The sequence below is a fragment of the Streptomyces sp. NBC_00667 genome (assembly GCF_036226825.1).
Classification (GTDB): domain Bacteria; phylum Actinomycetota; class Actinomycetes; order Streptomycetales; family Streptomycetaceae; genus Streptomyces.
In genome coordinates this window covers 2,542,225-2,562,200 of sequence record NZ_CP109022.1, presented here as the reverse complement: position 1 = coordinate 2,562,200, position 19,976 = coordinate 2,542,225, and the positions used below count along the sequence as shown (strand labels likewise).

The 19,976-nt window shown below is 72.8% G+C and carries 12 protein-coding genes; 9 read left to right on the top strand and 3 right to left on the bottom strand.

Translation table 11 applies throughout. The annotated features are described in order from the left end of the window. Positions 1-4 precede the first annotated feature (4 nt). From speB to OHA81_RS11975, 6 genes are all read left to right on the top strand, one after another. Positions 5-967: an agmatinase gene (speB, locus tag OHA81_RS12000; protein WP_030013156.1), complete on the top strand. Its 963-nt coding sequence runs from the start codon at positions 5-7 to the stop codon at positions 965-967. 5 nt (positions 968-972) lie between these two features. Then, a complete protein-coding gene (locus tag OHA81_RS11995; RefSeq protein ID WP_329195377.1) occupies positions 973-2,640 on the top strand; it encodes a thiamine pyrophosphate-binding protein in 1,668 nt (555 codons plus the stop codon). Continuing rightward, positions 2,637-3,302 (top strand): GntR family transcriptional regulator, encoded by a 666-nt coding sequence (locus tag OHA81_RS11990; protein WP_443056761.1) that lies wholly within the window; start codon positions 2,637-2,639, stop codon positions 3,300-3,302. The genes OHA81_RS11995 and OHA81_RS11990 overlap by 4 nt, the downstream gene beginning before the upstream one ends. 123 nt (positions 3,303-3,425) lie before the next feature. Further along, a complete protein-coding gene (locus OHA81_RS11985) occupies positions 3,426-7,214 on the top strand; it encodes an ABC transporter ATP-binding protein (protein ID WP_329195375.1) in 3,789 nt (1,262 codons plus the stop codon). Positions 7,215-7,298: 84 nt separating this feature from the next. Beyond that, positions 7,299-7,772, top strand: a complete 474-nt coding sequence (locus tag OHA81_RS11980) for a hypothetical protein (protein ID WP_329195374.1) — start codon at positions 7,299-7,301, stop codon at positions 7,770-7,772. 90 nt (positions 7,773-7,862) lie between these two features. Beyond that, on the top strand, positions 7,863-9,317 hold the full coding sequence (locus OHA81_RS11975; protein ID WP_329195371.1) for a S28 family serine protease: 1,455 nt from the start codon (positions 7,863-7,865) through the stop codon (positions 9,315-9,317). 38 nt (positions 9,318-9,355) lie between these two features. Here the strand turns inward: OHA81_RS11975 and OHA81_RS11970 are convergent, their stop codons facing one another. Then, the gene (locus tag OHA81_RS11970; RefSeq protein ID WP_329195370.1) at positions 9,356-11,221 is read right to left on the bottom strand and encodes a glycoside hydrolase family 3 protein; all 1,866 of its coding nucleotides are present in this window, start codon (positions 11,219-11,221) and stop codon (positions 9,356-9,358) included. A 10-nt stretch (positions 11,222-11,231) separates the two neighbouring features. Next, the gene (locus OHA81_RS11965; RefSeq protein WP_329195369.1) at positions 11,232-12,218 is read right to left on the bottom strand and encodes a LysR family transcriptional regulator; all 987 of its coding nucleotides are present in this window, start codon (positions 12,216-12,218) and stop codon (positions 11,232-11,234) included. A 105-nt stretch (positions 12,219-12,323) separates the two neighbouring features. Between OHA81_RS11965 and OHA81_RS11960 the strand changes: the two genes are divergently transcribed. The 3 genes from OHA81_RS11960 to OHA81_RS11950 all read left to right on the top strand — a co-directional run bounded on the left by OHA81_RS11960 (position 12,324) and on the right by OHA81_RS11950 (position 17,232). After that, entirely contained in the window at positions 12,324-13,256 is a 933-nt protein-coding gene (locus OHA81_RS11960; protein WP_329195367.1) for an EamA family transporter, read from the top strand. 260 nt (positions 13,257-13,516) lie between these two features. After that, on the top strand, positions 13,517-15,760 hold the full coding sequence (gene recD2, locus OHA81_RS11955; protein WP_329195365.1) for an SF1B family DNA helicase RecD2: 2,244 nt from the start codon (positions 13,517-13,519) through the stop codon (positions 15,758-15,760). 182 nt (positions 15,761-15,942) lie between these two features. After that, positions 15,943-17,232 (top strand): citrate synthase, encoded by a 1,290-nt coding sequence (locus OHA81_RS11950; RefSeq protein ID WP_190182534.1) that lies wholly within the window; start codon positions 15,943-15,945, stop codon positions 17,230-17,232. A 402-nt stretch (positions 17,233-17,634) separates the two neighbouring features. Here the strand turns inward: OHA81_RS11950 and OHA81_RS11945 are convergent, their stop codons facing one another. Then, the gene (locus tag OHA81_RS11945) at positions 17,635-19,944 is read right to left on the bottom strand and encodes a heavy metal translocating P-type ATPase (RefSeq protein ID WP_329195363.1); all 2,310 of its coding nucleotides are present in this window, start codon (positions 19,942-19,944) and stop codon (positions 17,635-17,637) included. Positions 19,945-19,976 lie beyond the last annotated feature (32 nt).

Below are 19,976 nucleotides of genomic sequence, written 5' to 3'. Positions count from 1 at the left end.
CCCCATGAGCACGCAGCCGCGCGGACCCGTCGACTCCTCCCGCATCCCGCGCTACGCGGGCCCGGCGACCTTCGCCCGCCTGCCGCGCCTGGACGAGGTCGGCTCGGCCGACGTGGCCGTCGTCGGCGTCCCGTTCGACTCGGGTGTCTCCTACCGCCCCGGCGCCCGCTTCGGCGGCAACGCCATCCGCGAGGCCTCGCGCCTGCTGCGCCCGTACAACCCGGCGCAGGACGCCTCCCCGTTCGCGCTCGCCCAGGTCGCGGACGCCGGTGACATCGCGGTGAACCCCTTCAACATCAACGAGGCCGTCGAGACGGTCGAGGCCGCCGCCGACGAGCTGCTCGGCGCCGGCTCCCGCCTGATGACCCTCGGCGGCGACCACACCATCGCGCTGCCGCTGCTGCGCTCGGTCGCCAAGAAGCACGGCCCGGTCGCGCTGCTGCACTTCGACGCCCACCTGGACACCTGGGACACCTACTTCGGCGCCGAGTACACGCACGGCACCCCGTTCCGGCGCGCCGTGGAGGAGGGCATCCTCGACACCGAGGCGCTCAGCCACGTCGGCACGCGCGGCCCGCTCTACGGCAAGCAGGACCTGGACGACGACGCCAAGATGGGCTTCGGCATCGTCACCTCGGCCGACGTCTACCGGCGCGGCGCCGACGAGGTCGCGGACCAGCTGCGCCAGCGCATCGGCGACCGCCCGCTGTACATCTCCATCGACATCGACGTCCTGGACCCGGCGCACGCGCCCGGCACCGGCACGCCGGAGGCGGGCGGCATGACCTCCCGCGAGCTGCTGGAGATCATCCGCGGCCTGTCGTCCTGCAACCTGGTCTCCGCCGACGTGGTCGAGGTCGCCCCGGCGTACGATCACGCCGAGATCACCTCGGTCGCGGCCTCGCACACCGCGTACGAGCTGACCACGATCATGTCGCGACAGATCGCGCAGGCGAAGGGCAAGTAACCGACGTGACGCACGACCACGACCTGGTACTCCGTCCCACCGAAGCCCAGACGGCGGCCGCCCTCGCGCCGCCGCCCGGGCGGACGGGCGGGGACCTGGTCGTGGAAACGCTGCGCTCCCTCGGCGCCACCACCGTGTTCGGCCTGCCCGGGCAGCACGCGCTGGCCGTCTTCGACGCGGTGGGCCGCGCCGACCTGCGGCTGGTGGCCCTGCGCACGGAGAACAACGCGGGATTCGCGGCCGACGCGTACGGCCGCCTCACCGGCGAGGCCGTACCGCTGCTGCTGTCCACCGGACCGGGCGCCCTGATGGCCCTGCCGGCGCTGGCCGAGGCCGCGGCGGCCTCCGCACCGGTCCTCGCGATCTCCTCCCAGGTCCCCTCCCCGGGCCTGGGCGGCGGCCGTCGGGGCCACCTGCACGAGCTGCGCGACCAGTCCGCCTCCTTCCGCGAGGTGGTCAAGTCGGTCCACACCGCCCGCACCCCGTCGCAGATCCCGTCCGTCATCGCGGAGGCCTGGGAGTCGGCGCTCACCACCCCGCACGGCCCGGTCTGGGTGGAGATCCCGGAGGACGTCCTCCGTGCGGAGACGATGGTCCCGCAGGTCACCGGCATGGACGCGGCTCCGCACGAGTTGGCGCCCCGCCCCGAGCTGACGGCCGTCGCCGCCCACTGGCTCTCGAACGCCTCCCGTCCGGTGATCATCGCGGGCGGCGGTGTGATCCGCGCGGACGCGGCCGGCAAGCTCAGGCAGCTCGCGGAACGCCTGGACGCGCCCGTGGTCACCACCTTCGGCGGGAAGGGCGCCTTCCCCTGGACCCATCCGCTGTCCCTCCAGTCCTGGCTGGAGGACCGCCACATGACGGACTTCCTGGAGGACGCGGACGTCCTCCTGATCGTCGGCTCCGGCCTCGGCGAGCTGTCCTCGAACTACCACACGTTCTTCCCCGGGGGCCGCGTCGTCCAGATCGAGGCGGACCTCGGGAAGCTGGAGTCCAACCACCCGGGCCTGGGCATCCACGCGGACGCCCGGCTGGCGCTGCAGGCCCTGCTGGAGACGGTGTCCGCACGCGAGGACCCCTCGGCCCCCACCCGCGTCCGGATGGTGCTGGACGAGATCGGCGCCCGCCTCGCCGAGCAGGACGTGGCGCTGGAACAGGAGTTGCTGGCCTCCATCAGGTCGGCCCTGCCGCCGCGCTCCCCGTCGTTCTGGGACATGACGATCCTGTCCTACTGGGCCTGGTCGGCCTTCGACGCCAAGCACCCGAACACCATGCACTCGGCGCAGGGCGCGGGCGGCCTCGGCTACGCCTTCCCGGCGGCCCTCGGCGCGTGCGTCGCGGAACCGGGCACCCCGGTGCTGGCCGTCTCGGGCGACGGCGGCGCGATGTACTCGATCGCGGAGCTGGCCACGGCCAAGCAGCACGAGCTGGACGTGACCTGGCTGATCGTCGACGACGGCGGCTACGGCATCCTGCGCGAGTACGGCTGCGCGACGGGTACGGACCTCACCGGCCCCGACTTCGTCGCCCTGGCGGCCTCCTTCGGCGTCCCGGCCGCCGTCACCTCGGCCCCCACCCTCCGCGAAGACCTCGCCACGGCCCTCGCCTCCCCGGGCCCCTCGGTCCTGGTCCTCCCCACCACCTTGAAGATGTTCGCCCCGACCCACCTCTGACGCCCCGGTCGCCCTGCCGCGGGGCGTCGGCGGTGGCAATCGCATTCCCTGACCCGGCGTGCGCTCTACGCTGCCGGATGACCCCAGGAGGACGCATGGCCGAGGACGTCACAGGACGGCAGCCCGAAGACCGGCTCATCCGGCGGCGCGGTATCCAACGGCTGGGCGCCGACGTGTGGGGTCACGGTCGGTCGATCTGGGCGGCCGACACCGAGGACCGTGAACCGGAGGTCGAACTCCTCGGGGTCACCGAAGAGGCGGCGCCCGAGGCCGTCGCCCTGGTGCTCGGGCTCATGGAGGGCACGGCGGCATGCGTGCGGCGGCGCAGGTTCCTGCTCGACGGGAAGGCCGTCATGCTCGCGACCTCGTACCTGGACGCCGCCCTCGTCGCCGGCACCCCCGTCACCGAGCCCGACACCGGCCCGGGAGGGATCTACGCCCGCCTCGCCGAGCTCGGCGTCGGCCCCGTCCGGTTCCGCGAGGAGGTCCGTTCACGGATGCCGGGTCCGGACGGGGCCGCGCGGCTCGGTCTCGGGGCCGCGGCCCCCGTCGTACTGGTCCGCCGTACCGCCTTCGCCGCCGACGGGAGGGTGGTGGAGGTCAACGAGATGGTGCTCGACGCCTCCGCCTACGTCCTGGAGTACGAGTTCGACGCGCCCTGACCCGGACGGCCCCTCGGGGTCGCCCGCCGTCGCGCAAAGCCGTTCGATTGTTGCTGCGGGATGAAATCCGCCGGTCGGGGCGTTGGCGCCTGCGGCAGGACAGGATCGACGGGGAGGCTCGACGTGGCGGCGGCGGAGACGGAAGCAGGCGGAAAACAGGGCTGGGGCAGGCGGCTGGCCGCGTACACCTGGCGGTACAAGGCGAACGTGCTGCTCGCGCTCGGGTCCTCGCTGGCCGGTATGGCCGTCATGGCCCTCGTACCGCTCGTCACCCGCACGATCATCGACGACGTCATCGGCGACGAGAGCAAGCCGATGGGCCCCTGGGCCGCCATGCTCATAGGCGCGGCCCTGCTGGTGTACGTACTCACCTACATACGCAGGTACTACGGCGGCCGCCTCGCCCTCGACGTCCAGCACGACCTGCGCACCGACATGTACGGCGCCATCACCCGCCTCGACGGCCGCCGCCAGGACGAGCTGTCCACCGGCCAGGTCGTCGGCCGGGCCACCAGCGACCTCCAGCTGATCCAGGGCCTGCTCTTCATGCTCCCGATGACCATCGGGAACTTCCTCCTCTTCGGGATATCCCTCGGCATCATGCTGGCGCTGTCGCCGCTGCTGACCCTCGTCGCCCTCCTCATGGCCCCCGCCCTCTGGTACATCGCCAAGCGCAGCCGCAAGAAGCTGTTCCCCGCCACCTGGTACGCCCAGAGCCAGGCCGCCGCCGTCGCCGGCGTCGTCGACGGGGCCGTGACCGGCGTCCGCGTCGTGAAGGGCTTCGGGCAGGAGGAGCAGGAGACCGGAAAGCTCCGCGCAGCCGGCCGCCGTCTGTTCGGCGGGCGGCTGCGGGCCATCCGGCTCAACTCGAAGTACACCCCCGCCCTCCAGGCCGTGCCCGCGCTCGGGCAGGTCGCGATGCTGGCCCTCGGCGGCTGGATGGCCACCCGCGGCCAGGTCACCCTCGGAACCTTCGTCGCCTTCTCCACCTACCTCGCCCAGCTCGTCGGCCCCGTCCGCATGCTCGCGATGGTCCTCACCGTCGGCCAGCAGGCCCGCGCGGGCGTCGAGCGCGTCTTCGAGCTGATCGACACCGAGCCGGTGATCGAGGAGGGCACGACCGCGCTGCCCGCCGACGCGCCCGCCACCGTCGAGTTCGAGGACGTCCGCTTCGGCTACGACCCCGAGCGGCCCGTCCTGGACGGGTTCTCGCTGCGGATCGAGGAGGGCGAGACCGTCGCCCTCGTCGGCTCCTCCGGCAGCGGCAAGTCCACCGTCTCGCTGCTCCTGCCCCGCTTCTACGACGCCGACAGCGGCGCCGTCCGCGTCGGCGGCCACGACGTGCGCGAGCTGACGTACGCCTCCCTGCGCGGCGCGATCGGCCTGGTGCCCGAGGACTCGTTCCTCTTCTCCGACTCGATCCGCGCCAACCTCGCCTACGGACGCCCCGACGCGGACGAGGAGCAGATCCGGGCCGCCGCCCGCGCCGCCCAGGCCGAGGGGTTCATCGAAGCCCTGCCCGCCGGGTACGACACCAAGGTCGGCGAGCAGGGCCTGACCCTGTCCGGCGGCCAGCGCCAGCGCATCGCGCTCGCCCGCGCCCTCCTGACCGACCCCCGGCTGCTCCTCCTGGACGATGCCACCTCCGCCGTCGACGCCCGCGTCGAGCACGAGATCCACGAGGCCCTGCGCGCCGTCATGGCCGGCCGCACCACGCTCCTCATCGCACACCGCCGCTCCACGCTCGCGCTGGCCGACCGGATCGCCGTACTCGACCACGGGCGGCTCTCCGACATCGGCACCCACGAAGAGCTCGAAGCCCGCTCAGCCCTGTACCGCAGGCTGCTGACCGACCCCGAAGCCCTCGGCGCCGCCTCGCCGCGCGTCCCCGAGGCCGCCGCGATGGCCGAGTTCGAGCGCGACCTGGAGCGGGACATCGAGATCGAGGCGGAGATCGACTCCGAGCCGGTCAACGCCAAGCGCCGGGTCTCCGGCGGGATCACCCCCGAGCTCTGGCGCCGCCAGGACGAGGCGGAGGGCGACGACCCCGCCCACGTCGCCGGCAGCCCCGCCACCCCCGAGCTGCTCGCGCAGGTCGCCGCCCTGCCGCCCGCCGACGACCTTCCCGACGTCGACGAGGACCGGGCCGCGGCCCCCGAGGACAGTTATGGCCTGCGCCGGCTGCTCCACGGGTTCTGGGCGCCGCTCGCCATCAGCCTCGGCCTCGTCGCCGTCGACGCGGGCTCCGGGCTGCTGCTGCCGATCCTGATCCGGCACGGCATCGACAAGGGCGTCGAACAGGCCGCGCTCGGAGCGGTCTGGGTGGCGGCGGGGCTGGCCCTGGCCGTTGTCATCGGGCAGTGGGCCGCGCAGTTCGCCGAGACCCGGATGACCGGCAGGACCGGCGAGCGCGTGCTGTACGCGCTGCGCGTGAAGATCTTCGCCCAGCTCCAGCGCCTCGGACTCGACTACTACGAGCGCGAGCTGACCGGCAAGATCATGACCCGGATGACCACCGACGTGGACGCGCTCTCCAGCTTCCTCCAGACCGGTCTGGTCACCGCCGTCGTCTCCGTCTTCACCTTCTTCGGCATCCTGATCGCCCTGCTCGTCCTCGACGTGGAACTGGCGCTGATCGTCTTCGCCACGCTCCCGCTGCTGGTCATCGGCACCGTCGTGTTCCGTCGCAAGTCGGTCGCCGCGTACGAACTCGCCCGCGACCGGGTCAGCGGGGTCAACGCCGACCTCCAGGAGTCCGTGGCCGGACTGCGCATCGTCCAGGCCTTCCGCCGCGAGGGCGACGGCGCCGTCCGCTTCGCCGGGCGCAGCGACTCCTACCGCGAGGCCCGGGTCCGCGGCCAGTGGCTGATATCCGTCTACTTCCCCTTCGTGCAGCTGCTGTCCTCGGGCGCCGCGGCCGCCGTGCTGATCGTCGGCGCGGGGCGGGTGGAGGCCATGACGCTCACCACGGGCGCGCTCGTCGCCTACCTGCTCTACATCGACCTGTTCTTCGCGCCCGTCCAGCAGCTCTCCCAGGTCTTCGACGGGTACCAGCAGGCCACCGTCTCCCTCGGCCGGATCCAGGACCTGCTGCGCGAGCCGACCACCACCCCCCGTCCCGCCGATCCGCGCCCGGTGGCGCAACTGCGCGGCGAGATCGCCTTCGAGGACGTGCGCTTCGCCTACGGCACCGCCGAGGAGCGCGGCGAGAAGGGCGAGGCGCTGGCCGGAATACGCCTGCGCATACCGGCCGGGCAGACCGTCGCGTTCGTCGGCGAGACCGGCGCCGGGAAGTCCACGCTGGTCAAGATGGTGGCCCGGTTCTACGACCCGACCTCCGGCCGGGTCACCGCCGACGGCGCCGACCTGCGGGAGCTGGACCTGACGGCGTACCGCCACAGGCTGGGCGTCGTCCCCCAGGAGGCCTACCTCTTCCCGGGGACGGTCCGCGACGCCATCGCCTACGGGCGGCCCGAGGCGAGCGACGCCGAAGTGGAGGCCGCCGCCCGCGCGGTCGGCGCCCACGACATGGTCGCCACCCTGGACGGCGGTTACCTGCACACCGTCGCCGAGCGGGGGCGCAACCTGTCGGCCGGTCAGCGCCAGCTGATCGCGCTGGCCCGGGCCGAACTCGTGGACCCGGACGTCCTGCTGCTGGACGAGGCGACGGCCGCACTGGACCTGGCCACCGAGGCGCAGGTCAACCTGGCCACCGACCGGCTCGCGGGCAAGCGCACCACCCTCGTCGTCGCCCACCGCCTGACGACCGCCGCCCGCGCCGACCGCGTGGTGGTCCTCGACCGCGGCGAGGTCGTGGAGGACGGTACGCACGCCGAACTGCTGGCGCGCGGTGGCCGGTACGCCGAGCTGTGGCGGACCTTCGCGGGAGAGGACGAGCGGGCCGTGGCCTGAGCCGCGCTCGCGCGGTGCAACCTTCCGCAGGACCGGGGCGTCGTACGGACGTACGGGCCGCGTACGACTGAGCGGGGGGCCGGGATGGTGGCGCAGGGGTGCGGGCGGGGACCGGGGGCGGGGCGCAAGCGGGGGGTGAAGCCGGGGCGGCCGGCGCCCCGCCGGCCGCGGCCGCTCACCCCGGGGGTGTTCGCGGCGGCGCTGTGGCTCGTCGGGGGCGCGCTGTTCACCGCGCCCCCGGCGCGGGCCGCCGCCGCCACCGACGGCGACCGCTGCACGGGCCGGCTGGCCAAGGTGGTGCCGTTCCCGTCCGGCGAGGGCGAGCTCCGCGTGTACAAGAGCCGCGCCCGGGTGTGCGCCGTGACCCTCGCCTCCCACCCGGGCGAGCGCCGCCGGATGGCGGTGAGCGTTCAGCCGCGTGGCGGTGTCCCGGTCGCCGATGCGGGGCGCTTCACCCGTTACGCGGGCCCCGTCACCGTCGGCGCGATCAGCCGCTGCGTGTATGTAAGGGGGAACGTAGCGGCCGGATCGGCCGATTCCGGCTGGATCCTGTGCTGACGACTTCCCCGCGGCCCAACTTGGTCTGTTCAGAGGCGCGTTGGCCCCGCTAGGTTCACGGCGACCGAAGTGAACGCAAGGGGAGGGCGAATGCGCAAGACGCTCGGATGGCTGCTGTCGCTCGTGGTGCTCATCGGCACCACGGGTGCGGCCGGCGCCACGGCACAAGCGGCCGAAGCCACGGAACCAGCGGCCACCGCCGCACGGCCGGCCGCCGCCGCGGACATCAAGGACCAGATCCTCGGCATCCCGGGGATGAGCCTGATCGAGGAGAAGCCGTATCCCGGATACCGCTTCTTCGTGCTCGCCTACGAGCAGCCGGTCGACCACCGTCAGCCCTCGAAGGGGACCTTCAAGCAGCGCCTGACCCTGCTGCACAAGGACACCTCGCGGCCCACGGTCTTCTACACCTCCGGTTACAACGTCAACACCAGCCCGCGCCGCAGCGAGCCGACGACCATCGTCGACGGCAACCAGGTGTCTCTGGAGTATCGATTCTTCACGCCTTCCCGGCCCGACCCCGCCAACTGGTCGGACTTGGACATCTGGCAGGCCGCCAGTGACCAGCACCGCCTGTTCACCGCCCTCAAGAAGATCTACAGCAAGAACTGGATCGCCACCGGCGGCAGCAAGGGCGGCATGACGGCGACGTACTACGAGCGCTTCTACCCGCGCGACATGGACGGCGTCGTCGCCTACGTCGCGCCGAACGACGTCAACAACAAGGAGGACTCGGCCTACGACCGGTTCCTCGCCAAGGTCGGCACCAAGGAGTGCCGCGACAAGCTGAACGCCGTCCAGCGCGAGGCGCTCGTCCGCCGCGAGCCGCTGGAGGCCAAGTACGCGGCCGCCGCCGCCGAGAACGGCTGGACCTTCACCACCGTCGGCACCCTCGACAAGGCCTACGAGGCCGTGGTGCTCGACTACACCTGGGCCTTCTGGCAGTACAGCCTGCTCGCGGACTGCGCCGGCATCCCGGTCGCGGCCACCGCCTCCGACCAGGAGATCTGGGACACCGTCGACACCATCTCCGGCTTCTCGGCCTACACCGACCAGGGCCTGGAGACGTACACGCCCTACTACTACCAGGCGGGTACGCAGCTCGGTTCGCCCGACATCAAGCAGCCGCACCTCAAGGGGCTGAGCCGCTACGGCTACCAGCCGCCGCGCGACTTCGTGCCGCGCGACATCCCGATGACCTTCAAGCCGGGGGTCATGGCGGACGTCGACGCCTGGGTGCGCACGCACGCCGACCGGATGCTGTTCGTGTACGGGCAGAACGACCCGTGGGGCGCAGAACCGTTCCACCTCGGCTACGGGGTCAAGGACAGCTACGTGATGATCGCGCCGGGCGCCAACCACGGGGCGAACGTCGCCAAGCTCCAGGACGGCGAGCGGGCCCTCGCGACCGCGAGGATCCTCCAGTGGGCCGGGGTGGCGCCGGCCGCCGCCCTCACCGACGCGGGGCGGGCGACGCCGCTGGCGAAGCCGGACCCGCAGCTCGACCGGCAGGACCTCCCGCGCGAGGCGCAGCTGCGCCCGTAGCTCCCGGGTGACAGGGGCCGCGGGCCCGGCGTGCGCGCTCAGTCGTACGTCAGCCCGTGGCCCAGCGGGTAGCGTCCCGGCACCGCGACCGGGAGGCGGCCCACGGGCCGCCGCGCACCGGTGATCATCCGGGCCGCCGCCCGCATCTCCACGTCCGTCCAGGAGTACGTCGCCAGTTCCGCGGCGCACTCCGGCAGGCGGGCGCCGTCGTAGGGGTTGCGGATCGCGACCGCCACCACCGGCACTCCGGTGGCCAGCAGGTCCGCCACCAGCTTCCGCTGCGGGCTGTCGCCCTCGGGGACGTTGTACGTGCACACCACCACCGCCGCGTGGCCGGGCGCCGCCGCCACCGCCCCCTCGGCCGCCACGGCCGAGGCCCGGCAGCCCAGGGCCGTCAGCTCCCGCGCCAGTACCTCCGTAGGGGGTCCGGTGGTACCGCTGGGGGAGGGCGGGGCGGCGCCCGTCACCAGCACCCGGGGCGCGGCCGCGGCGTCCAGCGGCAACACCTTCGCGGGGTTGGCCAGCAGGGTCGTCGTACCGGCCGCGATCTCGTCGGCGGCCGCCAGGTGCCCGGACACCCCCACCACGTCCGCCGGCTCCGGCCCGGCGGTGGCGGCGGCGGCGAACAGGCCCCGGCGCGCCTTGAGTTCCAGGATCCGCAGCACCGATTCCTCGATCCGGGCCACGGTCAGCTCGCCCGACTCCACGGCCGCCAGCACGCTCCGGTACGCCAGCGCCAGGTCCGGCGGGTTCAGCAGCTGGTCGCAGCCCGCCTTGAGGGCCAGGACGGGTACCCGGTCGTTGCCGTACTTCTGGCGGACGCCGGCCATGTCCAGCGCGTCGGTGACCACCACCCCCGCGAAGCCCAGGCGTTCGCGCAGGATGCCCGTCACGATGGGCCGTGAGAGGGTCGCCGGGTCCCCGGAGGGATCGAGCGCGGGGAAGACGATGTGCGCCGTCATGACCGCGTCCACGCCCGCCGCGACGGCCGCCCGGAACGGCGGCTCGTCCAGCTCCTCCCACTGGGCACGGGTGTGCCGCATCACGGGGAGTCCCACGTGGCTGTCGGTCTCGGTGTCGCCGTGTCCGGGGAAGTGCTTGGCGGTGGCGGCCACCCCCGCGCCCTGGTACCCGCGGACCTGGGCGGCGACCAGCGCCGCCACCGCCTCCGGGTCGGCGCCGAAGGACCGTACGCCGATCACCGGGTTGGCCGGGTTCACGTTCACGTCGGCGACCGGCGCGTAGTCCTGCCGGATGCCCATGGCGGCCAGTTCCGCACCGGCGATCCGCGCGGCCCGCCGGGCCTCGGCGGTGGAACCCGTGCCGCGGTGGGCGGCGCCGAGCGCCATCGCCCCCGGCAGCAGGGTCGCGGGCTTGCCGATGCGGGCGACCGCGCCGTGCTCCTGGTCCGTGGACAGCAGCAGCGGGATGCCGGCGCCCGAGCCGGTCGCCGCCTGCTGGAGGCCCTGCGAGAGGGCGGCGATCTGCTGCGGGCCACGGGTGTTGTGGGCCCACGCGAAGTAGATGACCCCGCCCAGGTGGTAGCGGGCGACGAGTTCGGCGGCGGTGCGCACCCCGAACTGCGCGAGGTTCACCTCCGCGTCCGCCGCGTCGGGCTCGCTCGCGGAATGCCCGTACGCCCGGGACACGAACAGCTGCCCGACCTTCTCGGCGAGGCTCATCCCCTCCATCAGCCGGCGCAGCTCCGCCCGGTCCGGGTAGCGCCCCGGCCGGCCGCCGGGCCCGGAGTCCGGGGGGTGCGGGTCGTCGGGGGCGCCGTCGGAGGCGGAGGCGCCCTCCGGGGCGCTGCGGACGTCCGAGGCGGAGGAGACCGGTGCGGTGGCCGTGACGGCAGCCAGGGCGGCCGCGGTGAGCAGGGTCCTGCGGGAGGCGTGGTTCGGCACGCGCCGGACCCTACTGCCGGGCTGCGTCCCCGGGGCTGCGGACACTCTCGGCGTCCCCCGGAAGTGGCCCTTCGGGAGCAGTGGCGGCGGCAGCATCGGCCCGGGCCGTCCAGTGCGCCCGGAGGGTGCGCACGGCCGCGGTGATGGCCGGGCGGCGGGCCGCGCCCACCCGCCACAGCGCGTACAGCCGCCGGACCGGCCCCGGTTCCAGCGGTACGGCCACCGCCCCCTCGGGCAGAGGGCCCGTGCCCAGGCGCGGTACGACCGCGACCCCGAGCCCCGCCGCGACCAGGGCGACGATGGTGTGGTTCTCCTCGGCGACGTGCGCGATGTCGGGCTCGAACCCCGCCGTGCGCAGGGTCCGCACCAGCCAGTCGTGGCAGACCCAGCCCGGGGGCTGGCACACCCACCGCTCGCCGCCCAGGTCCGCCCGGCGGATCACGGGGCGGGCGGTGAACGGGTGCCCGGCCGGGACGACCAGGTCGCAGTGGTCGTCCCCGATCACCGCCTGCTCGATGCCCTCGGGGGCCGGGAGCGGGGCGATGTCCCAGTCGTGCGCCACCGCCAGGTCGGTGACCCCGCGCGCCACGAGGTCCACCGACAGGTGCGGGTCCACCTCCGTCAGGCGCACGTCCAGTGCCGGGTGCCGGGCGGCCAGTTCGGCCAGAACGCCGGGCAGCAGCCCGCGCGCCGCCGAGGCGAAGGCGGCCACGGCCAGCAGCCCGCTCGGCTGCCCGCGCCGCTCCTCCAGCGTCGTCTCGGCCCGCTCCACGATCGCCAGCAACTCCCGTGCGGTGTCGGCGAGGTGGCGGGCCTCCTCGGTGAGGGCGACCCCCCGCCCGCGCCGCTCCAGCAGCGTGGTGCGGGTCTCGCGCTCCAGCTTGGCGATCTGCTGCGAGACGGCCGAGGGGGTGTAGCCGAGGGCGGCCGCCGCGCCCGCGACGGAACCGTGGACGGAGACGGCGTGCAGGGCGCGCAGCCGGGACAGGTCGAGCATGCCGCGATGGTAGCCCCGGGTGGCCCCGACACGTAAGCATTGCTTCATCCATCGCGGAAGAGATCCGCGCTGGTGCTACATGGTCCGGCCGTCGATGCTCGGTGCATGCGTCCTGTACACACCGCGCTCGCCGTGCTCGTCACCGCCGTCTGGGGTTTCAACTTCGTCGTCATCGAGATCGGCCTCGGCCACTTCCCGCCGCTGCTCCTGTCCGCCCTGCGGTTCCTGGTGGCCGCCTTGCCCGCCGTGTTCTTCGTCGGCAGGCCCAAGGTGGCCTGGAAGTGGGTCGTCGGCGTCGGAGTGGCCCTCGGCATCGCCAAGTTCGGCCTGTTGTTCACGGGAATGGCCGCCGGGATGCCCGCCGGTCTGTCCTCCCTCGTCCTGCAGATCCAGGCCGTCTTCACCGCCGTGCTCGCCTCGCTCGTCCTGCGCGAGCGGCCCGGGGCGGTGCGGGTGCTCGGCATGGGCGTGGCGCTCGCCGGGATCGCGGTCGCCGCCGTGGACGAGGGCACCTCCGGGCCGGTCGCCGGTTTCCCGCTCGTCGTGGCGGCCGCCGCCTGCTGGGGCGTGTCCAACGTGCTGACCCGCAGGGCCGCCCCACCCGACGCGCTGAACTTCATGGTGTGGGTGTGCACGGTCCCGGTGCTGCCGCTGATCGGGCTGTCGCTGCTGCTGGAGGGCCCCGGGCGGGACGCGGCGGCGCTGCGCGCCCTGGACTGGTCGGGGGTGGCCGTCATCGGGTACGTCGCCTGGATCTCGACGGTGTTCGGCTTCGGCGCCTGGGGCTACCTGCTGCGCCGCTACCCGGCCTCCGCGGTGGCCCCGTTCTCGCTGCTGGTTCCCGTGTTCGGCATGTCGTCGGCCGCGCTGGTGCTCGGCGAGGGCGTCTCGGGCATGCGCTGGCTGGCCGCCGCCCTGCTCGTCGGCGGGGTGGGCCTGACCTCGCTGGCCCCCGGGCGCGTGAAGCCCCGTACGACGGCGGCCGGCCCGGCGGCCCCGCCCGCGGCGACCGCCGCCGCTCCCGCCCCCGCCCCCTGACGGTTCGTGCGGCACGCCGTCGTCTTCGTGCAGCACACCGCCCTTGAGTAATGGTGGAGTAAAGACCTGCCCCCGGGTGCAACCGCCGGCGGCGCAGGCGGGTCGTAAGGAGCGTCGGCGCTTCCGGGAGGGGATCTGGGGGGATCGGGAAGTCCGGCACGGGAGGGGTAACCGTGAGGGGGTCCGGCCGGAAGGCCGGACCCCCTTCGGTTTGTCCACAGGCGCGGCGGCCTGTCGGCGGCGGCCGGTACTTTCTTGGCATGACGAGCAACGGGGCAGTGCAACTTGCCGTGGTGGAGGGGGTGCTGGAACGCATCACCTACGCCAACGAGGAGAGCGGCTACACCGTCGCCCGGGTCGACACCGGCCGGGGCGCCGGCGACCTGCTGACCGTCGTCGGGTCCCTGCTCGGCGCGCAGCCCGGCGAGTCGCTGCGCATGGAGGGCCGCTGGGGCTCCCACCCCCAGTACGGCAAGCAGTTCAGCGTCGAGAACTACTCCACCATCCTGCCCGCCACCATCCAGGGCATCCGGCGCTACCTCGGCTCCGGCCTCATCAAGGGCATCGGCCCGAAGATCGCCGAGCGCATCGTCGACCACTTCGGCACCGACACCCTCGATGTGATCGAGGACGAACCGGAGCGGCTGATCGAGGTCCCCGGCCTCGGACCCAAGCGGACCAAGCTGATCGGCGCCGCCTGGGAGGAGCAGAAGGCCATCAAGGAGGTCATGGTCTTCCTCCAGGGCGTCGGCGTCTCCACCTCCATCGCGGTCCGCATCTACAAGAAGTACGGGGACGCCTCCATCTCCGTGGTCCGCAACCAGCCCTACCGGCTCGCCGCCGACGTCTGGGGCATCGGCTTCCTCACCGCCGACCGCATCGCCCAGGCCGTCGGGATCCCGCACGACAGTCCGGAACGGGTCAAGGCCGGGCTCCAGTACGCCCTGTCCCAGTCCACCGACCAGGGCCACTGCTTCCTCCCGGAGGAACGCCTGATCGCCGACGGGGTCAAGCTGCTCCAGGTGGACACCGGTCTGGTCATCGAGTGCCTGGCCGAGCTGGCCGCCGACCCGGAAGGGGTGGTCCGCGAGGCCGTGCCCGATCCACAGGGCGGCCCACCGCTCACCGCCGTGTACCTGGTCCCCTTCCACCGGGCCGAGCTGTCGCTGGTCGGCCAGGTCCGGCGGCTGCTGAACGCCGAGGAGGACCGGATGCCCGGCTTCCAGGACGTGGACTGGGACAAGGCGCTCGACTGGCTGGCCGGCCGCACCGGGGCCAAGCTCGCCCCGGAGCAGCGGGACGCCGTCCGGCTGGCCCTCACCCGCCGGGTCGCCGTCCTCACCGGCGGCCCCGGCTGCGGCAAGTCCTTCACCGTGCGCTCGATCGTGGAACTCGCCCGGGCCAAGAAGGCCAAGGTGGTGCTGGCAGCGCCCACCGGCCGGGCCGCGAAGCGGCTCTCGGAGCTGACCGGGGCCGACGCCTCCACCGTGCACCGGCTGCTGGAGCTCAAACCGGGCGGGGACGCGGCCTACGACCGGGAGCGGCCCTTGGAAGCGGATCTCGTCGTGGTGGACGAAGCCTCGATGCTCGATCTGCTGCTCGCGAACAAACTGGTGAAGGCGGTGGCCCCGGGCGCGCACCTGCTCCTGGTGGGGGACGTGGACCAGCTGCCGTCGGTGGGCGCGGGCGAGGTGCTGCGGGACCTGCTCGCCGAGGACGGGCCGGTGCCCGCCGTGCGGCTGACCAGGATCTTCCGCCAGGCACAGCAGTCGGGCGTGGTCACCAACGCCCACCGGATCAACACCGGGGTGCCGCCCATCACCGACGGGCTGCCGGACTTCTTCCTCTTCCCCGAGGAGGACACCGAGGAGGCCGGCCGGCTCGCCGTGGACGTGGCCGCACGGCGAATTCCGGCCAGATTCGGCCTGGATCCGCGCCGTGACATCCAGGTGCTCGCGCCGATGCACCGGGGCCCCGCCGGAGCGGGCAACCTCAACGGCCTGCTCCAGCAGGCGGTCACCCCCGCCCGGCCCGGCCTGCCCGAGAAGCGGTTCGGCGGCCGGGTCTTCCGGGTGGGTGACAAGGTGACCCAGATCCGGAACAACTACGAGAAGGGCGCCAACGGTGTCTTCAACGGCACGGTCGGCGTGGTCACCGGCCTTGACCTGGACGAACAGCGGCTGACGGTGCGGACGGAGGAGGACGAGGAGGTCGCCTACGAGTTCTCCGAGCTCGATGAGCTGGCCCACGCGTACGCCGTCACCATCCACCGGTCCCAGGGCAGCGAATACCCGGCCGTCGTGATCCCCGTCACGACCGGCGCCTGGATGATGCTCCAGCGGAACCTGCTCTACACGGCCGTGACCAGGGCGAAGAAACTGGTCGTTCTGGTCGGGTCACGCAGGGCGCTCGGCCAGGCGGTGCGTACCGTTTCCGCAGGCAGGAGGTACACGGCGGTCGCCCCCAGACTGTCCGGCCGGATACCGGTGGGAAACATCACCTAAATGATCGATCATTTTGGGTTCCGCCTGGTGCGCCCAGGGGGCAGGATGTTCAGGTTGGCGGCACTCAGTGCCGTCGAAAGCACCAAAGGCCGACCCCGAGTGCACTCTCCTGCGCCAAATGGGGGAAGGTAGAGGCAGTCAGGGCACCTCGAAGAAGAGGCACTACGTCGGTGAGGGATGACGTGAGCGACAACTCTGTAGTACTCCGGTACGCGGACGGTGAATACACCTACCCGGTGGTCGACAGCACCGTCGGTGACCAGGGCTTCGACATCTCGAAGCTGCGGGCCCAGACCGGGCTCGTCACCTTGGACAGCGGCTACGGCAACACCGCCGCCTACAAGTCCGCGATTACCTACCTCGACGGCGAGCAGGGGATCCTGCGCTACCGCGGATACCCGATCGAGCAGCTGGCCGAGCGTTCGACCTTCATCGAGGTCGCCTACCTGCTGATCAACGGGGAGCTGCCGACCGTCGACCAGCTCGCGTCGTTCCGCAACGAGATCACCCAGCACACGCTGCTGCACGAGGACGTCAAGCGGTTCTACGACGGCTTCCCGCGTGACGCGCACCCGATGGCGATGCTGTCCTCCGTGGTCAGCGCGCTGTCGACGTTCTACCAGGACAGCCACAACCCCTTCGACGAGAAGCAGCGCCACCTCTCGACGATCCGGCTGCTGGCCAAGCTCCCGACGATCGCGGCGTACGCGTACAAGAAGTCCGTCGGCCACCCGGTGGTCTACCCGCGCAACGACCTCGGCTACGTCGAGAACTTCCTGCGCATGACCTTCTCCGTGCCGGCCCAGGAGTACGACCTGGACCCGGTCGTGGTCTCCGCGCTCGACAAGCTGCTGATCCTGCACGCGGACCACGAGCAGAACTGCTCGACCTCCACCGTGCGTCTGGTCGGCTCCTCGCAGGCGAACATGTTCGCCTCGATCTCCGCCGGCATCTCGGCCCTGTGGGGCCCCCTGCACGGTGGCGCCAACCAGTCGGTGCTGGAGATGCTGGAAGGCATCAAGAACGACGGCGGTGACGTCGACGCCTTCATCCGCAAGGTGAAGAACAAGGAAGACGGCGTCCGCCTCATGGGCTTCGGGCACCGCGTCTACAAGAGCTTCGACCCCCGGGCGAAGATCATCAAGGCGGCGGCCCACGACGTCCTCTCGGCGCTCGGCAAGAGCGACGAGCTGCTCGACATCGCGCTCAAGCTGGAAGAGCACGCGCTGGCCGACGAGTACTTCGTCTCGCGCAACCTCTACCCGAACGTGGACTTCTACACCGGTCTCATCTACCGGGCCATGGGCTTCCCGACCGAGATGTTCACCGTGCTCTTCGCGCTCGGCCGCCTTCCCGGCTGGATCGCCCAGTGGCACGAGATGATCAAGGAGCCCGGCTCCCGCATCGGCCGACCGCGCCAGATCTACACCGGCGAGGTCCTGCGCGACTTCGTCCCGGTCGAGGCCCGCTGACCCGAGGCTCTCCCGGACCCGCAAGGGCCCGCGCGCACACGAAAAGCGCCCCGCCGTCGATCCCCCCACGGGTCGACGGTCGGGGCGCTTTCCTTTCCCCGGAACGGATTCCCCCCACGGGACCCGAGCCGGGGTGTCGGCGAGGAGTGCGGTCCTGATGCACTCCAACGGGGTTTTTGCCGGGACCCGCACGGGTCGGGAGGGCCGCTCAAAGCTCCCCGGGGTGCACGTGTCCCGGCCGGCTGATGCCCGGGACGTCCCCCAAGACCTCCCGCGAACGTCCCCCAAGACGTTCCTGGCATCACCCCATTAGACCCGGGCATCAGCCCGATGGTTACGTTCGAATCACTGTGATCTGCGTCTCCTGTGAAGGAGTTGTGCGTGCGGTGCGAAGGGGATCCTCTAGCGGAAGGACCGCAACCGCAGGCTGTTGGTCACCACGAACACCGAAGAAAAGGCCATCGCCGCACCGGCGATCATCGGGTTGAGCAGGCCGGAGGCCGCGAGCGGCAACGCGGCCAGGTTGTACCCGAAGGCCCAGAAGAGGTTGCCCTTGATCGTGGCCAGGGTCCGGCGGGAGAGCCGGATCGCGTCCGCCGCCACCCGCAGGTCGCCCCGCACCAGCGTCAGGTCGCCCGCCTCGATGGCCGCGTCCGTGCCGGTGCCCAGCGCCAGGCCCAGGTCCGCCTGGGCGAGGGCGGCCGCGTCGTTGACACCGTCCCCGACCATGGCGACCGTACGACCCTCGCCCTGCAGGCGGCGTACGACCTCCACCTTCTCCTGCGGAAGCACCTCGGCGATCACCTCGTCGATGCCCACCTCGCGGGCCACCGCCTCGGCCGCGGCCCGGTTGTCGCCGGTCAGCAGCACCGGCGTGAGGCCGAGCGCCCGCAGCCGCGCGACCGCCTCGGCGCTGGTCCCCTTCACCGCGTCGGCCACGCCCAGCACCCCGCGCACCTCCCCGTCCCAGGCCACCAGTACCGCCGTGCCCCCCGCGGCCTCGGCGGCCGCCTTGGCTCCCGCCAGGGCGGCCGGCGCGGCCGCGACGCCCCGCTCCGCCAGCAGTCGCTCCCGGCCCACCACGACGGAGCGCCCCTCCACCACGCCCCGTACGCCCAGCCCGGCGAGGTTCTCGAAGGCCTCGGGGACCGGCAGGGCCCCCACCCGCTCGGCGGCGCCCACCGCGACGGCCCGGGCGATGGGGTGCTCGGAGGCGTGCTCCAGGGAACCGGCCAGGCGCAGCAGCTCCGACGCGTCCACGCCCGGGGCGGGGTGCACCCCCGACAGGGTCATCCTGCCGGTGGTGACGGTGCCGGTCTTGTCCAGGACGACGGTGTCCACCCGGCGGGTCGACTCCAGCACCTCCGGTCCCTTGATCAGGATGCCGAGCTGGGCGCCCCGGCCGGTGCCGACCATCAGCGCGGTCGGCGTGGCCAGTCCCAGGGCGCAGGGGCAGGCGATGATCAGGACGGCCACCGCGGCGGTGAACGCCGCCGTCGGGTCGTCGGTGATCAGCAGCCAGGTCACCCAGGTCCCGACGGAGAGCAGCAGGACGACGGGCACGAAGACGGCGGAGATCCGGTCGGCGAGGCGCTGCACCCGGGCCTTGCCGTTCTGCGCCTCCTCGACCAGCCGTGCGATCCGGGCCAGCTGGGTGTCCGCGCCGACCCGGGTCGCCTCGACGACCAGCCGCCCGGACGTGTTGACGGTCGCTCCGGTCACGGCGTCGCCGACGCCCACGTCGAGCGGGACGGACTCCCCGGTCAGCAAGGAGACGTCCACGGCGGAGCTGCCCTCGGCCACCGTGCCGTCGGTGGCGATCTTCTCGCCGGGCCGGACCACGAACCGGTCCCCGACGGCCAGCGCGCCCACCGGGATCCGCACCTCGCGGCCGGCGCGCAGGACGGCGACGTCCTTGGCGCCCAGCTCCAGCAGCGCCTTGAGGGCCGCGCCCGCCTTCCGCTTGGAGCGGGCCTCCAGGTAGCGGCCCAGCAGGATGAAAGTGACGACGCCGGAGGCGACCTCCAGGTACAGGGCGTCGCCCGTCGTGGAGGCGGTGAGGGCGAAGTCGTGCCTCATCCCGGTCATGCCGGCGTGGCCGAAGAACAGCGCCCACAGTGACCAGCCGAACGCGGCGAGCGTGCCCAGCGAGACCAGGGTGTCCATGGTGGCCGCGCCGTGCTTCACGTTGGTCCAGGCGGCCCGGTGGAAGGGCAGTGCGCCCCACACGGCGACGGGCGCGGCCAGGGTCAGCGACAGCCACTGCCAGTTGTCGAACTGGAGGGCCGGGACCATGGCCAGCACCACGACCGGCAGCGCCAGTACGGCGCTGACCAGCAGCCGTTGGCGTAGCGCGGCGAGCTCCGGGTCGGCCGGGAAGGCGGCCGTCGCGGCGGCGGCGGCGGCGGTGTCCGTACCGGCGCCGGCGGCGGGCTCCGGTACGGGCGGTGGCGGGGGCGGCGGGGGCTGCTCGGCGGTGTAGCCGGTCTTGACGACCGTCGCGATCAGGTCGGCCACCCGCACGTCACCCGAGTACGAGACCTTCGCCTTCTCGGTGGCGTAGTTCACCGTGGCGCTGACCCCGTCCATCCGGTTCAGCTTCTTCTCGATGCGGGCGGCGCAGGAGGCGCACGTCATCCCGCCGATGACCAGCTCGACTTCCGCGGCGCCGGCCACCGCCACCGGTCCTTCGTGCACTGCGTTGCCGCTCATTTCCGGCTCATCTCCGGCTCGTCTCCGGCTTC